The sequence below is a fragment of the Xenorhabdus griffiniae genome (assembly GCF_015163655.1).
GTDB lineage: Bacteria > Pseudomonadota > Gammaproteobacteria > Enterobacterales > Enterobacteriaceae > Xenorhabdus > Xenorhabdus griffiniae.
Genome location: NZ_JADEUF010000098.1, coordinates 1 through 15564, shown reverse-complemented (window position 1 = coordinate 15564; position 15564 = coordinate 1). Strand labels below are relative to the sequence as shown.

The 15564-nt window shown below is 47.7% G+C and carries 13 protein-coding genes and 2 pseudogenes; 8 read left to right on the top strand and 7 right to left on the bottom strand.

Annotated elements, in window-relative coordinates:
• The first annotated feature begins 328 nt into the window (after positions 1 to 328).
• Positions 329 to 1170 (top strand): IS5 family transposase gene (locus tag IQ211_RS14315; protein WP_189760773.1). Its coding sequence is split into 2 segments (ribosomal slippage): positions 329 to 671 and positions 671 to 1170, totalling 843 coding nucleotides; the frame shifts between segments, so codons are not numbered across the junction.
• 93 nt (positions 1171 to 1263) lie between these two features.
• Here the strand turns inward: IQ211_RS14315 and IQ211_RS14310 are convergent.
• Positions 1264 to 2037: a hypothetical protein gene (locus IQ211_RS14310; protein ID WP_399478412.1), complete on the bottom strand. Its 774-nt coding sequence runs from the start codon at positions 2035 to 2037 to the stop codon at positions 1264 to 1266.
• 19 nt (positions 2038 to 2056) lie between these two features.
• Positions 2057 to 2212: a hypothetical protein gene (locus IQ211_RS14305; RefSeq protein WP_189760771.1), complete on the bottom strand. Its 156-nt coding sequence runs from the start codon at positions 2210 to 2212 to the stop codon at positions 2057 to 2059.
• Between the two features lie 500 nt (positions 2213 to 2712).
• On the opposite strand from IQ211_RS14305, the gene IQ211_RS14300 reads away from it, so the two are divergent.
• The 4 genes and pseudogenes from IQ211_RS14300 to IQ211_RS14285 form a co-directional block, all read left to right on the top strand.
• Positions 2713 to 3513: a radical SAM protein gene (locus tag IQ211_RS14300; protein WP_223281820.1), complete on the top strand. Its 801-nt coding sequence runs from the start codon at positions 2713 to 2715 to the stop codon at positions 3511 to 3513.
• A gap of 11 nt (positions 3514 to 3524) precedes the next feature.
• On the top strand, positions 3525 to 3932 hold the full coding sequence (locus tag IQ211_RS14295) for a DUF6375 family protein (protein WP_189760769.1): 408 nt from the start codon (positions 3525 to 3527) through the stop codon (positions 3930 to 3932).
• A 13-nt stretch (positions 3933 to 3945) separates the two neighbouring features.
• Positions 3946 to 8007 (top strand): NACHT domain-containing protein, encoded by a 4062-nt coding sequence (locus IQ211_RS14290; RefSeq protein WP_189760768.1) that lies wholly within the window; start codon positions 3946 to 3948, stop codon positions 8005 to 8007.
• 414 nt (positions 8008 to 8421) lie between these two features.
• Positions 8422 to 8784 (top strand): annotated as a pseudogene (locus IQ211_RS14285) (YfjP family GTPase); the annotation flags it as partial.
• Between the two features lie 254 nt (positions 8785 to 9038).
• Here the strand turns inward: IQ211_RS14285 and IQ211_RS14280 are convergent.
• From IQ211_RS14280 to IQ211_RS19920, 3 genes are read right to left on the bottom strand one after another with little or no spacing between them, the layout of a single operon-like run.
• The gene (locus IQ211_RS14280) at positions 9039 to 10547 is read right to left on the bottom strand and encodes an MFS transporter (protein WP_223281819.1); all 1509 of its coding nucleotides are present in this window, start codon (positions 10545 to 10547) and stop codon (positions 9039 to 9041) included.
• Positions 10548 to 10578: 31 nt separating this feature from the next.
• Positions 10579 to 11322, bottom strand: coding sequence for an SDR family NAD(P)-dependent oxidoreductase (locus IQ211_RS14275; RefSeq protein ID WP_282885646.1), 744 nt, complete (start codon positions 11320 to 11322; stop codon positions 10579 to 10581).
• A 35-nt stretch (positions 11323 to 11357) separates the two neighbouring features.
• Positions 11358 to 11492: a hypothetical protein gene (locus IQ211_RS19920; protein ID WP_262985613.1), complete on the bottom strand. Its 135-nt coding sequence runs from the start codon at positions 11490 to 11492 to the stop codon at positions 11358 to 11360.
• Between the two features lie 120 nt (positions 11493 to 11612).
• On the opposite strand from IQ211_RS19920, the gene IQ211_RS14270 reads away from it, so the two are divergent.
• On the top strand, positions 11613 to 12248 hold the full coding sequence (locus IQ211_RS14270; RefSeq protein ID WP_189760766.1) for a TetR/AcrR family transcriptional regulator: 636 nt from the start codon (positions 11613 to 11615) through the stop codon (positions 12246 to 12248).
• A gap of 580 nt (positions 12249 to 12828) precedes the next feature.
• On the opposite strand, the gene IQ211_RS14265 is transcribed toward IQ211_RS14270, so the two are convergent.
• Positions 12829 to 13455: an NADPH-dependent F420 reductase gene (locus IQ211_RS14265; protein WP_189760765.1), complete on the bottom strand. Its 627-nt coding sequence runs from the start codon at positions 13453 to 13455 to the stop codon at positions 12829 to 12831.
• Between the two features lie 103 nt (positions 13456 to 13558).
• Between IQ211_RS14265 and IQ211_RS14260 the strand changes: the two genes are divergently transcribed.
• The gene (locus IQ211_RS14260) at positions 13559 to 14452 is read left to right on the top strand and encodes a LysR family transcriptional regulator (protein WP_189760764.1); all 894 of its coding nucleotides are present in this window, start codon (positions 13559 to 13561) and stop codon (positions 14450 to 14452) included.
• A 27-nt stretch (positions 14453 to 14479) separates the two neighbouring features.
• Here the strand turns inward: IQ211_RS14260 and IQ211_RS14255 are convergent.
• Positions 14480 to 15130 (bottom strand): annotated as a pseudogene (locus IQ211_RS14255) (IS630 family transposase); the annotation flags it as partial.
• A 273-nt stretch (positions 15131 to 15403) separates the two neighbouring features.
• Between IQ211_RS14255 and IQ211_RS14250 the strand changes: the two are divergent.
• The coding region (locus IQ211_RS14250; protein WP_193836405.1) for a transposase at positions 15404 to 15564 on the top strand (161 nt) is incomplete at its 3' end.

Sequence of the window (15564 nt, the reverse complement as noted above, 5' to 3'; positions counted from 1 at the left end):
CATCAATTCAAGGGCGCGTTTTTGTTCTGGTGTCAGATGAATTTTCATGGTCGCAAGCATGATCGGATTAGGATAAAAAATCAAGCATCTTCAATGACGATTGGTATATATTACATATACCGACTAATCAATACGGATAATAACTCCACTCACAACAGCGAAACCCGCAGCACACCTGGGGTCATGAGAAACATAACAACTTGATAAAGCGTAGAAATCACTCTGAAGTTATTCTCTTAAAGGGACGCGACTGATAGCGCTAGGCTGTGTCCCTTAATATAAATTAGTAGTATTATCATCCAATTGATTTTAATACTGGAATAAAATGATGGCCCGCTACGACATTCCTGATAATGCTTGGAGAGTGATAGAACCTTGTTTACCTCCTGTTCGTTCAAAACGGGCAGGCCGTCCACATGTTGAACATCGTCGGGTGATGAATGGCATGTTCTGGGTGCTATGTTCAGGCGCGCCCTGGCGCGATTTGCCTGACCGCTACGGCTCTTGGAAAACGGTTTATAACCGATTTAACCGTTGGTCAAAATCAGGCCTTATCAATAAGCTCTTTAATCGATTACTGTCCATTCTGGATGAAAAAGGCTTAATAGACTGGGCTGAAATTTGTCTGGACGGCAGCAATGTTCGTGCCAGTAAAGATGCCGCCGGGGCGAAAAAAAACATCCCGATATCGCTGCCGATCATGCGCTGGGTCGCTCACGCGGTGATTATGGCACCAAAATCCACTTGGCCACTGACGGAAAAGGGTTCCCTCTCAACCTGATGTTGACGGCGGGCCAAGCTCATGAAAGCCAAACGGCAATCCCGTTGCTCAACGGCGTTGGCGTCCAACGCAAGAATGGCTTTATGAAACGGCGTGGCAAAGCCGTATTGGCAGATAAAGGTTATTCGGGAGGAAAACTCCGCGGTTACCTGTGTAAATTGAAAATAAAGAGCATTATTCCTTATAAAATCAATGAAAAAGGAAGGAATGATGGTCGTGTTCAATTTGATAAACAGGCTTACCGTAACCGGAATGTTGTCGAACGTTGTTTTGGCTTTCTCAAAGGAAATCGGCGTATCGCAACACGTTATGAAAAGACAGCGCGGAACGACCTGTCCATGGTGAAATTAGGCTGCATTCGGCTCTTTTACCGGAGATTATATAATTAAGGGACACAACCTAATAAACGCTCACAATCCGGAGCTTCAAAAGTCGCCCTAAGTTGAGCAACGGGAATACTGTTAAGTGCGGACGCTGCCAACTTATTCGCAATGGCATGAGGTAAGATAGCTCTCCAGTGAGCTCTTTTCTTCGTCGACCAGAACGACAGACGCCTGCTGCGCTGCTGCACGCTGCATACCTGCGACCAGTAGACGGGATGAGCCTGTTCCCAGTGAGCGCAAGGGCACCCCTGTAGCATCGTGTAGCGCAATGGCTCCGTCTCCGATCGATACGGCGTGCGCGTCCAGCAATGCCTGGGTGCCACCACCTACAGGCACGCCAAGTTCATTGGCTTTCTGGGTCACAATTTGCAGTGTTGCTGCCAGCTGTACACCGGCCTGATCTCCGAAACCATTTCGGACCTGGCGTGCCGCATTGGCCAATTCAGCACCAAGATTTGGCCGCTCCGCTGTCAGGCGATTGAGTACAGAACCGCGTGTCCATGACAGGTTGGAACTAGCATAAGCCCCGAGCCGGGCTGGGGCTAACAGCAACCGATCCTTCCAGGCAATATTGCGCTCCTGCCCTTGTGCCTGAGCGCGCTGTGATACCAACGACCAGACAGGCTCCAGCTCGCTATCCACCGCCAAACGTAAGCAAAGAACCGTTTCCAGACCCTGTTCAGGTTCTTCGGTGACCAACCCGTTTGCGCGGTTGAAGGCCTGTAAATAATTTCCGTACGAATCTAAGCGCATCAGAGCATCGGGCAACGAGCCAAGTGTCAGCGTGATGCTGATGGGCTGGGTGACATCCAGCCCATAAAAATCAGTATCGGCGAAACTGATATTGCGGCGGGCACCAAGGCAAAGGTCAATCGCATCGAGAATAGTGGTCTTACCGCTGTCTCCTGGGCCAATCAGGCAGTTGAGGCTTGGTTAAGGTTGCCAGCTCAATAAGCGGATAGTTCGGAAATTCTGGATCTCGGCTTTGCAAATTCTGGTCACGGATCTGCTCCTTAATTCTTATTTTCTTCATCTGCAGCGTGATCACAAAAGACATCCATGAAGAAAATCTACAGCGCAAAAAATATATTACGCTCTCAATGAACAAGGATCTAAACAGGGATTCCTACCTTACTGTTTTACCTGCTCGTTTCTTGATCTACCCCCAATTTTGTGGCATATGCGAGGAACACACTGTCTGTATTTTGCTCGTTAAGTTTGCCGGTATTGGCTATAGAGGATTATTCGTGTCACTTAAGCTGGCCAGTGATTAAGAAACTCTAGTATTAACCATGCCTGCTTCTGGCATACAGCAGATAAGCGCGTGACGCTGAAGGTCTGCGAGAGCGAAAAGTGGACCTTACGCAATCCTTTTAAAAGGATTTCTCGCTATGATGTTAAATACTATTACTTTTGTGGATTTTAGTCAGCGGGGAACTTTGTGTTATGAAGTCCAGAATCGGGCCAAACGGAGTGCATTTCTTCGATCGAAATACAGGTCTGAATGTCCTCTTAGACGAACTGCACCCTCAGGAGACGGTTTGGTCGATGTCTCCCCGTCAAGTTTCAGTGGCACTCACCAACCTTTGTGATCTCCACTGTACGCATTGTTTTGCACCCAAGCACAAGGCATTGCTGCATACTAACCAAGTTCTTGACTGGTTGAAGGAGTTGGATACTGAAGGATGCCTCGGCATCGGATTTGGCGGAGGGGAACCAACTCTCCATCCAGATTTCGTCGAAATATGCAAACGGGCTGCGGGGGAAACTCAGCTTGCCGTGACATTCACGACTCATGGTCACCGTTTGTCGCAACAATTAGTTAAACACCTCAAAGGTTCGATTCACTTCGCGCGTATTAGCGTTGACGGGACAGGCCGTACCTATGAAAAACTGCGCGGAAAACCGTTTACCAACTTACTTAAGGGAATTGAATCAATTGCAACATTGTCGTCCTTTGGAATCAACGTCGTGATAAACGAACGTACAGTCTTTGAGCTTGATGCAGTAACTGAGCTGGCGCAACAGTTTGGAGCTAGTGAATTGCTGTTGTTGCCTCAGCAAGCAACTAACGCGGTCGCAAGTATGGATGAAGTGGTCGGCCGAGAGCTTAAGAACTGGGTCTCCAACTATAGAGGAGAGGTTCGACTTGCAGTAAGTGAGGTGGGAGCGTCAGGACTACCCATATGCGATCCTCTTCCTAATGAGACTGGCCTTCGAGCCTACGCGCACATAGAGGCTTCCGGCATATTGCGTATGAATTCTTATTCAACCACAGGTATGGATATTGGCGAAACCGGTGTTCTGTCAGCGCTTAAGCGACTTCGAAATACCTTAGATATTAAATAAGGGGTACAGTAATGAAAATTTGGAGCGGATATGGTTCTGAGCATTCGATGAACTTAGTTCTCATCGGAAAATTCAAGCTAGAGCAAGATGCAGAGAAGGTCGAGAAGGATATTAGCAAGCTCAGAACTCAAGCTGAGAAAGATGATTGTTACTCCATCTCTTTTGATGAGCCAAAGAATCAACGGTTTTCAGACGAGATGCTCTCGTTACTTTGCAGTTTAAAACTCAACACTTTAGGACCAACTGATCTTGGCCAATTCGTGTCGGATCATCATCTAAGTCGTGAAGGAGATAGAATAACAATAACGACTGATGAGGCAGAGGTATCCGCGTTCGTGAAACTGTTTATCGAAGCTGGGGCAAAGGTTGAAGTTTTCTCAGCGCATGACTATCCGTCCGATTCCGACGACGCAAACTAATAGGGGAATGCCGATGCCTGAAGCAAATTGGGATGTATTCAGCAACCTACCCGGTGCAGCAGATGAAAATTTTGAGAAGCTTTGCCGTGCTTTGGTGCGTCGACATTACGGATGTTTCGGGCGCTTCAAGCAACTCGCAAACCAGCCAGGCGTAGAATTCCACCTTGAGTTGACCGAATCTTGTGCTCTCGGAACACCACCGCGCTGGATTGGCTGGCAATGCAAATGGTATGAACTGGCAAATGGACAAGGTTTGGGAGCCCAACGCCGCAAGATAATCGTCGAGGGTATCGAGAAGACGCGCAAATATGTCCCAGGTGTAACTAATTGGAAACTTTGGACACGCCACACCCTGACAAAAGATGACCAAGAGTGGTTTTTCGCACTGGAGAAAGATAGTTTCCCTGAACTTAAGTTGGAGCTGCTGACTGCTGAGGATATAGAGGAACTTCTCGTCGGACCTGGAGCTCTATTTCGAGAGACTTACTTCGGTGAGCTTGTTCTGACACCAGCGCTACTTGCTGAGCAGCATAAGCTCGCTGCGGCTCCGTTCAAACGCCGTTACCAACCAGAAGTTCATGTTGCCGTTGCAGCCGAGGAGAAGGTTCTTAGGCATTTGGGTGCCCAAAGTGTATGGAAATCGTTAGAGACGCTCGCCAGTTCCCTTAAGATAAATTGCTCGGATATTGTTTCATTAACAGGTCAACTCAAAGCTGAACTCAAAGTCGAAGTTGACTCACTCTTGGCTAGAGCCAACGAATCGGCTGATCTGTTAGATGACCTGCACACAGCACTCGGCAGCGGTGACTTCGACGCCATAAAAAATATGCTGGCTGCTAATCCTCCTCAACCGGTGCGCTATGACAGGCTACTCTCGAAGTTGCGAGGGGCTCGTTCAGATGGAGCACCGTTAACCGCAAATCTGGTTGCGGATATCCATGCACTTTCATCGGTGATGCTCAGTCTGGAACAATCGATCAGCGTTCGAGCCGTAGCCGTTCTTGCAGCTGCAGGAGAAGGAAAATCCGAGCTTGCCGTTAAGGTGACGGAGCCAGATGGAGATTTCCCCGGTGGTATCTTGCTACTGGGCAAGAACCTTCACGCAGGCCAGGGTCTTGACGATCTTGTGTCTGCTTTCAAAATATCTGGGAGACCTGCGGAAAGCTTCGACCGATTGGTTGAGGCCGTTGATGCGGCAGGTCAACGCGCGGGCAAGCGCATCCCTATAGTCATTGACGGTCTGAATGAAGCAGAAGACCCAAGAAACTGGAGAGATGAACTCGCCCGAGCGCAGGAGTTTCTGGAGGGCTTTCCTTATGTTCTGCTGGTTGTCACTCTACGTAATGAGTTCGCGCCGATGTGCCTGCCAGAGGACTTTTCTCTAGTTGAGCACAACGGATTCCAAGAAGCCCCGCAGCAGGCCATTGAGAAGTACTTTGAGTACTACAGGATCGATGCCACTGACGCGGATCTACCAATCGAGTTCTTGCAGCACCCATTGACGCTGAAAATCTTCTGTGAGGTGGCGAACCCTCGGCGCCAGCACCTTGTCGGGGTGGAGGCGCTGCCCAGTTCGCTTACAAGCCTATTCGATGCTCACTTCGACAAGGTCGCTGCACGAATTGCTGAGCTTTCACCGGCGGCGCATCGTATCTATCAGGAAGAGGTGCAAGATGTACTACTGACGATAGCGGGGCTCCTTTGGGATGGCAACGCGAGAAGCGTGAAGTTCCAAACGGCACGGGCGGCAGTTGGAGACGTAGGCCGTTGGGACGTCAGCATCATTCGCGCGCTGGAGTCCGAAGGCGTACTCGTTCGAACGACTTCTGGAGAAGGCGTCCAGGGCATCGCGTTTTCATACGACCTGATGGCCGGACATATGATAGCGCATCACCTGCTTGCTAAACTTGACTTGGTGCATTGGCTGCAAAGCAACGAGGGACTCGCGCAGTTTCAATTCCGTGAGTCTGGGTCGCACACTTTTGCCTATGATGTATTTCGGGCTCTGGTTGGCCTGTATCCGCAACATCGTGGCCGCCGCTCGCTTTGGCAAGACTTGCTAGACGAGAATCTAATCATGAACGCCCTGTTGTTGACGGCGCAATCAGACCCACGTCACATCAGTCGAGAAACGGTTGAACAGTTTGCATGCGCGATGCAGGAATCAAAGCCGTTTGCACGATTAGCTTTCAAGAGACTTCGTAGCACCAGGGCAGCAAGAGCGCATCCGTTTGACATGGATTTCACACATGGCGTGCTCTTGGCCATGCCAAATACGCAGCGAGACCTGTTCTGGTCTGAGTGGGTTAGAGAGAGACCTAAGGAAATTGAAGATGACTTTAATTTCCTGTCGTCCCGATGGAAATCGAGTGTTCTAGACGAGCGAGATACTCGTCGGGCACGATGGGTGATGTGGACGTTGACGTCAACGATCAGAAGCCTGCGCGACTTGGCCACCAAGACCTTGTATGAATTCGCAGTCAAGCGGCCAAGAGAGTTTTTCGGGCTGGCTGTCGAGTCGATTGCCGTTTCAGACCAATATGTCACCGAGAGAATGTTCGCCGCAGCCTACGGTGCGGCTTTGACCACTTGGTCGGATATGAATGCTGTGGAGATGCGTGAAGCACTACCCCAAGTTGCTCGTGAGATTTATGAATCGATGTTCGCACCTGGCGGGTCACATCCTACTTGGCATGCCCTATATCAGCAGTACTGCCTGGGAACCATTGCCATCGCAAGGATGGTTGATCCGGCTTGCTTGTCTGAGGACGAGGCAAAGCACCTGCTTCCTCCGTTTAGCCATTTGCCTAATCCGTTTGATGTCTTGCCGCATTACGACTTGGCAGTGATCGAACGTGCAAAAGACGCAGCGATTCAAATGGACTTCGGCAACTACACGATAGGGAGACTAATTCCAGATCGCTGGAACTACGATGATAGCAACCCAGAATATCAACGGGTGCTGTCGGCAATTGTTTCGCGAATGTTGATGCTTGGATATGATCCCGAGCAGTTCGAAGCCGTTGACCGGCAAATGAACTCCGGCCCCCGCATGGGAGAAGACAAACACAAAATCGATCGATATGGGAAAAAGTACAGCTGGATAGCTTACTTCGAGATGTGGGGAATACGATACGCGCAAGGTCTTCTTTCCGAGGACCGCAGCTCTCGCCCATCAGATGCAGATATCGATCCAACGTTCCCACTAGAGGCTGAGAGCATTGATTTGCCACTACCGGCCTTATTCAACGATCAGTTGACAGATGCTGGCGATTGGATTGTAAGAGGTCCGCAATCTGACTATCTAAGCATCCTTGAACTCACAGAAGTTGATGGTATGGCAGGACCGTGGATCCTTCTTGACGGTTTTATTGAGCAAAATGCTACCTCGGATGACCGACAGATTTTCACTTTCCTGCGAGGAGTATTCGTAGATAGCCAAGAAGTTGACAATCTATGTAGGTTGTTCACTAATCTTGAATACCCTGGCAATAGCGCCATCCCTGATGCTCCTGGCTACTATTACACCTATGCGGGTGAGATGCCTTTCTCGTCGATTCCGGGGCTGCTAGTCGCAAATGAACAAGAGGATGATAGCGATGAAAATTTGGTGTCCGCAGACAGATGGTCAGGCAGTGGCGTTGCGGTAGATATCACCGTGCAGGACTACAACTGGGAGAGTTACCATAGCGTGGAGAACCAAAGCAGCGGTGCGAGCCTGCCCTCAAAGCAACTTTGTGAGGCTTTGAATCTCAGGTACCGTGCAAACAAATGGGATTTGCATGATGCTGCAGGTGTGGCATCACTTTACCGCAAAGTTGGCGAATATGGTTCGGACGTCAGTGGCTCTGTCAGCTATCTACGTCGTGATCTACTTGACCGCTACTTGATGCAATCCAGTAAGGTATTGGTATGGCTTATGTGGGGGGAGCGTGGTTTTCATTATCGGTCCAACAAGACGCGCAATTTGCACAGGTATTACGTGAATCACCAACATATTCACAAGCGTATTCATATCCATCAGATAGCTTCGAGTGCTAGTAACCCAAATATTGCGGACGGAGTCGCTATATGAGTTACGACTTCAGAAATCTTTCATCCGCAGACTTTGAGGACCTTATTCGGTGTCTCATCTGAAAAGAAGAGGGGCTTCGCTTCGAAGCCTTCTGTCCGGACCAGATAGAGGCATTAACGATAGACATGCTCATACTGACGGGAAGGTTATTCTACAGACGAAGCATAATAGAGGGTCTCCGTTCAGTAAGATGATGTCCGCTATTCAGTATGAGCATATGTCGAGGGATGAACTAGTGACGTCCATTTTTTGTACAGAGCAATCTGTCAGCTAGGCATTCTAAAATCGTCACAATCGAAGCCATTGGTATTTGGCTAGCACTCCAAATAATTTCAGACAGATATTATCTCCGCGAATCCCCCGCATCCCTTACCGGATCGCGGGGCTTTTTGTTTTTCACGCTGAGATCTCCCTATGCAAAAATCTGACGGCCTTCAGGCCTTTGAACAACCGCTGGCTTCGCTGCCTCATACCCTGCGCAGCCTCATCCTTGAACGTCTTCATTGCCTTACGCAGTACGAACCGGTAATCGGCATCATGGGTAAAACCGGTGCGGGTAAAAGTAGTCTCTGCAATGCTCTCTTCCAGGGAGAAGTTACACCTATCAGCAATGTTGAGGCCTGTACCCGGGACGTGCTGCGTTTTCGCCTCCGTAATGGCAATCACAGCCTGATGATTGTTGATTTGCCGGGTGTGGGTGAAAGCGAGCAACGCGATGAAGAATACACCGCACTGTATCGTCGCATCCTTCCCGAACTAGATTTGGTACTCTGGGTTAGCGGAAGCTGAAGTGGCAATGCATGGTCATAGCCCTGCGTGTGTAAATTGGTCTGGTTCAATCACTGCCCCTGACGGAGGAGTTGATATCCATGTTCAGGTTGATGAATAAATTGCTCAAATTCATACTCTAAATTTAAGGCCGCGCAAATTTGCACGGCCTTTCTCATGTTATAAAGGTGGGATTTCTCGATTTCAAATTGGAAAATTCTTTTAGCGAGTAGACAAAGACAGTTGCATCAACCATGACTTGCCTAAGCGGGCACACCTTCGTTATGCCCATTGACCCGGCCTAGCAGAGCCAAGATCATCAACGCCGTCAGCACGGAAGCTCCTGATAGAATGAACAAGGTAGTGCGAAACGCTGCATCGTAGCTGCGTAGCACCGCGTCCTCTAATCCAGGTAGCAAGGTGTTGGCACCAGCCAAGTCGCCAATAGCAGCACGGCTGGCTGCTTGACCCAATGTTGTGTTGGAAGCGATGTCGGATAAACCAGACTGGATCAATATCACCAATAACACACCAAATACAGCCAGTGCTAAACCATCAGCCGATACACGGATCGCATTGAAGATGCCTGTGGCCATACCCGCTCGTTCCTTCTCCACCACGCTGACCGCGAGGCTGTCCATCAGACCCCACGGTAAGCCGATGCCTACGCCGATCAGCAGCATTGGCCAGTGTAATACGCCATTAGCAGCACCTCCGGCTAGGTTATGACCCAATAGAGCCAAGCCCAGTGCCAGGATCAACAGGCCAATACCCGACAATACACCCGCCGATATCCAACGAGCCAGCACTCCAGCGATGAAAGGTACCACCAGCAGCGGCGCTGATAAAGCGATCATAATTTGTCCAGCTTCCAGTGCGCTGTAACCATCTACGCTGATGAAACGTGCTGGCAGGATCACAATCAGCGTGATATAGAAAAACGCGGGCGAAGCACCTAGCAGTTGTACGCCTACAAAGCGGGTGTTAGCGAACAACGATAGATCGAGCATAGGGCGAGTCTGTCGTTTCTCTATAATGATAAAGGCGACGAACAATATCATGGTTGCCACCAGAGACGCCACTACGCCAGTATCTCTCCAACCGTGCTCCGGTACACGTAGCAGCCCGTAAGTCAGCAGTGTCAGGAAGCCGGTGAAACTAATTGCTCCAGGCCAGTCTAAACCCCTAGCCTGTGGGTCGCGTGACTCGTCAGCGGTGAAGAGTGCCAAAATCAGGCTAATGATACTGAGCAGTGCGGTTGCCAAAAATACCCAGCGCCAACCCGCAGTATCAACCAACCAACCTGCGGCCAATGGGCCAAAAGCCAGAGCAACACCGAAGCATGTACCGAGGATACTGAATGCACGGGTGCGAGTTGAGCCGTGGAAGACTTGAGCTAGGGTTGAAATACCCCCAGCACATGCTACGGCTCCCGCTGCGCCTTGGAACAGACGCAACACACCTATCCACAGTACTGACGGCGCGTAGGGAATGATAAATGTGACTACGATGAATAGCGTCAGCCCGAGCAACCAGATCCGCTTGCGCCCATAAGTGTCAGCCAGACTTCCCCCTGCCATCATCAGGCTGCCATAGGTCAGGATATAGCCGTTCATCACCCAGCTAAGCTGATTAGGTGTACCGCCCAATATCTGCTGAATCGATGGTAATACTACTGCCGGACCGGTAAAACAGAGTGGTGTCAAGATGCCAGTTAGGCAGACAGTGAGGAGTAGGAACCAACGGCGCATGCCAGTATCGGATTTCTTCATTATGGTATTCTTCCGTTTGGATTGGATCGATTCAAGCGTTGAAACCGCCGTCCACGTCGATCACTGCACCGGTGATATAACGTCCGCTGTCGCTAGCTAAGTAGAGTACGGTAGCGGCAATGTCTTCGGGTTGGCCGTAGGCAGGCAGAGCCAATTTGGCCAAATTTGAAGGCGCGCCCGGCCCATCGGCTGGGTTCATATCGGTGTCGATTGGACCCGGCTGGAGCAGGTTGACTGTGATGCCGCGTTTACCCAAGTCATGCGCGACACTCTTAGTCAAACCGACCAAAGCAGATTTACTAGTGGCATACAGGCTGATACCGGCTCGCCCCGCACGTGGGGCGAGGCAGCTCCCTAGAGAGATGATGCGTCCGCCATCGGGCAAATATTTGACTGCTTGCATCATGGCCGCGAATACGGCCCGTAGATTGACCGATATGGTGCGCTCGAAATCGTCAATCGTGAGCTGATCGATGGTTCCAGTCAGGAAATTGCCAGCATTGTTGACCAGAATATTAAGTTGCCCGAGCCTGGCGATGGTTGTGTCCACGGCGGCGATAACTTGGGTGGCATCGGACGCATCGGCGGCGATGATTTCGGCACGTTGGCCAAGTGCGCGAATCTCTGTCGCGACAGCCTCTGCTTTGTCTTTGGAAGCACTGTAGGTAATGGCAACGTCTGCACCATGTGCGGCTAGCATGCGCGCAATGGCGGCACCAATACCGCGGCTACCACCGGTGACGAGAGCGACTTTTCCTGCGAGTGAGCTCATGATTAAAACTCCTATAATGGTTAAAGATGAAAGGTCATTTACAAGTAAATCTCAATGACTGGAAGGTATGTGCTCCTGTGGCTCGCAAAACCCGTCGTCATTAGTGCAGGTAATCCAGGAATTGGCAGGCGTTCACTTTCTGTTCCTGGAAATGTAGAGGTGTTTTCGTGCATCAAAGCGGCTCCTTATTATTTATATACCAATTGATATAAAATGTAATGATGATGAAGCTATCTTGTCAATGATTTTTATATTGAATAGTATTTAAGTTTATTTTTAATAAGGAAATGGTTATGGCTAAGATGGGTCGCCCCCGTACTTTCGATCGTGATGAAGCAATCAATCAAGCAATGTTATTGTTCTGGGAGTATGGCTATGAATCAACGTCTCTAAGCCTACTCAAAGCTGGGATGGGTGGTATCTCCGCTCCCAGTTTCTATGCGGCCTTTGGTTCCAAAGAGGCATTATTTAAAGAGGTGGTAATCCGTTATACCGATACGTATGGACAAGTAAGAATGAGCCTTTGGGATCAAACGCTTTCTCCCAAAGAGGCTATTGAGTTAACTCTACGTCGCTCAGCAAAAATGCAGACAGAATGTAGCCATCCTCCTGGATGTTTGTTGGTACTGTCAGCGAGCGTTTGCTCACCGGAGCATGACCATATCCAAAAACTGTTGGCTGATGCCAGAGGACAAGTACGGCAAGGATTCGCTGCCTGCATTCAGCGAGCTATAGACAACGGTGAATTGACAAGTGAAAAGGACCCAGCCGTAATGGCTGCAATGTTTGACAGCTTCCTGTCAGGATTTTCAACTTTAGCTAGGGATGGAGTTCCTCTGAGTGTTCTCGAGTCATCCATTACGCAACTAATGAAAGTTTGGGATAGTAAAGTCAACAACAGTTGTGAGCATCACGATCAATTTCGTTGAGTGTAATGATTTCGATAATAGAAGCCTGTTTGGTTTCTATTGGTCATAGCTTAATAGTTTTGTCCATTAAAAATAGCACGATGTACTCTGATCTACTTTAATTAAACAAGATACTTTAATAACGGAATATAATCCCATTATTGAGTTGTAAAATGACAAAACGTAATAATAGAACTTATTCCACTCAATTTAAGCAAGACCATAAACGACCATTGCTTATCTATTTCACAGATAATTTGAATATTATTTCCATTCAGGGATAGTGTCGTTACGTTTCGGGACGTGAGGTTTTTAACGTTTTCATGACGGTGGCTGTGGCGACTTTCAGGACTTGAGCGGTGTTTCGAATTCCCCATTATTCACCGTCATGTCGACAATCTGCTCTACTACTTAAAAGTAATGATGCACAATTACCGGGGTCGCCATGAGAATACCTACTGTGTCGAACCAATAATGGATTAATTGATAAAAAGTGTATGTAAATATAGGGGTAAATCCACTTTGATTCAGCCATTTCTGGCTGAATCATTTCTGTACCAAACTGTGGTGAATTAACAAGCAATAATTACTTGGCCAGATGTTAACGCATTGTATTTTTAATAGCTTCTTCTAACGTTGTTTTATTCATGCGTACACAGTAAACGGGACGCCCTCTTTCAAACTTCCAGCTTTCAGATAACGAACCAACATCAAGCGGATCAAAACCGAACTCCTCATATAACTGAGTAACAATTTTCTTTCCTTTTTCATCATTACCAGCAAAAGGTAAAGCTCGTCGATTATTTTCACCCTTAGGTAAACCATCCTGCTCTAATTCCGTCATCGGAATAGCATTAAATGCCTTTGTTATATGTGAAGTTGGAATAACCCGAGAGATGAGTTCGCTCGTGGTTAATGTGTTCGATTCGAGCTCTTCAATGATCCCATCTCGTTCAGGATAATAATTCATTGCATCAATGACTTGCTTATATTGCAATGCCTTGGCAGGCAAGTCATTAATCGCTGACATAGGTATAGCCAATACGACGACATCACCGAAACTTGCTGCATCTTCCGGAGAACCAATCTCACAACCTATCATCGGTTTTAAACTGAATAGTGTATTGGGGGACCGCGAATTACTTAGCATCACTTCATGCCCTGCGCTTAGTGCAAGTTTAGCGATTGCTCTACCCACAAAACCAGCCCCAACGATACCTATTTTCATGTTCTTCTCCTTTCACTTTTGTGTGTGAAAGGAGCATAATAAACAACAAATAATAGATAAATCGTCATTTCCCACAATATTAATCAACAAACAGGAGTGAATGATGGATCGACTCACCAGTATGGCCGTATTTGTAAAAGCTGCTGAGCTAGGCTCTTTCACAGCAACCTCAGAGGTTTTAAATATGTCAGCACAGATGGTGTCAAAACACATTGCTTGGTTAGAATCGAGATTGGGAGTGACATTGCTCAACAGAACGACTCGTCGCCAGCATTTAACCGATATAGGTCAACGCTATTATGCTCAATGTCAGTTAATTCTTGCGGAAGTTGAGATGGCAGACTCTCTTGTCCATGATTTAAAATCTACACCATCAGGTATTTTAAAAGTTAATGCTCCGGTGACATTCGGTTCAATATCACTAACACCTTTTATCACAGACTATCTTGGACGTTACACTGACACAGAAATCGAGCTTACATTAAGCGATCGCATAGTTGACCCGATACAAGAAGGGTATGAAGTTACGATTCGAATCGGGGAATTGGAGGACAGTTCCTTGATTGCTCATCGATTAAGGCCATACCAATTGATAGCCTGCGCGTCCCAGGACTACCTAAATCGATTCGGGACACCTAATTCACCGTCTGAATTGTCCATGCACTCGTGCCTGATTTACGGTATTTGGACAGTTTCTATGCCTTGCAGATGGATATTTATCAAAGAGGGTCAAGCGGAAGAAGTGAAACCACAGGGAAGATTTCGTTCTAACGATTGGAAAGCACTATTACATGCAGCTATTGAAGGCTATGGAATTACTCTTGGTCCAAGAGATATATTACAAAATGAAATCAATAGTGGTCGCTTAGCTCAAATCTTAACGGATTATCAGACCCCAGCGCGTCCCATGCACGTTCTAACACCATCCACCCAACGCCCAGTTGCGAAGATTCGTTGCTTTATAGATGCCCTCAAAGAGCGATTCGGCCAATATTGACATCTTGTTTAGGTAATAAATAAGCTTTCATAATAACGATACACTCATTTTTTTCATTCCCGGTTGTTGCCCTAATGAAAATGCAATCATAAATTCTTCAACGCACGCTAAGAGTTGCCACATATACTGACAGCAATGATTTCGGGTGACGGTTTCATGCAAGGATTGCCACAGGCGTTCAATCTTATTTAGCCATGGTGAATAAACCGGTAAAAATAACAGGTTAAATTGAGGATTTTGTTTTAGCCATTCCCTGACTTTATGGCTTTTGTGAATACCATAATTATCCAAAATCAACGTGATACTTTTGGCTTGACGATACTGACGATTAATTTTCTCTAACATGTTGATAAATAAATCAGCGTTTTTCTTTATACCACCGATATAGGTCACTTGACCTGTTCGGGCATCAAGGCAGCCTGCAAGGTAGTGCTTTTGGTTTTTCCCCGGCGTCATCACGCGTTTTTGTTGTCCTTTTAGACACCAGTCTACCCCGATTTTAGGATTCAGATCGATATCGACTTCGTCTTCATAAAAAACAAGCTGTTGCTCTGATGCGTTGGCTAAGGCTTCGGTGATTTTTGCCATTTTTTCGTCATACTCCGGATCAGGCCTTTTGATGGTAGGCGCCGCTCTTCGCCAGACAATACCCACCTGACAAAAGTCACGATAAAGCGTAACACCATTCAGTTAAGGGATTACCTGCTTAGAGCAATTGACTGATCCTCAGGTTAATTCAAAATACCCTCATCACTATTAGGTCATGAGGGTATTTTTTGCTTAATCATTGGTTACTCGATATGGAGACATTTGCTGCACCTAAGTCATTATCGACGTTTCAGCAATCTATACCGCTTGAATGGATTGAACAGGCCCTAGACAGTATCGTCATGAGGTAAATTGTGCGATATGCGATAATATTTCTTCTTCCATCAAAAGAGCTGATTAACCATGAGTATACCTGCACACCGCCGTCACGATATTTCAGATCATATTTGGGTTCTGCTTGAACCTCATCTACCTGGACGTCAGGGCGCTTGGGGACGTGTTGCTGAAGATAATCGCCGTTTTATCAATGGGGTATTTTGGATTTTACGGACAGGCGCTCCCTG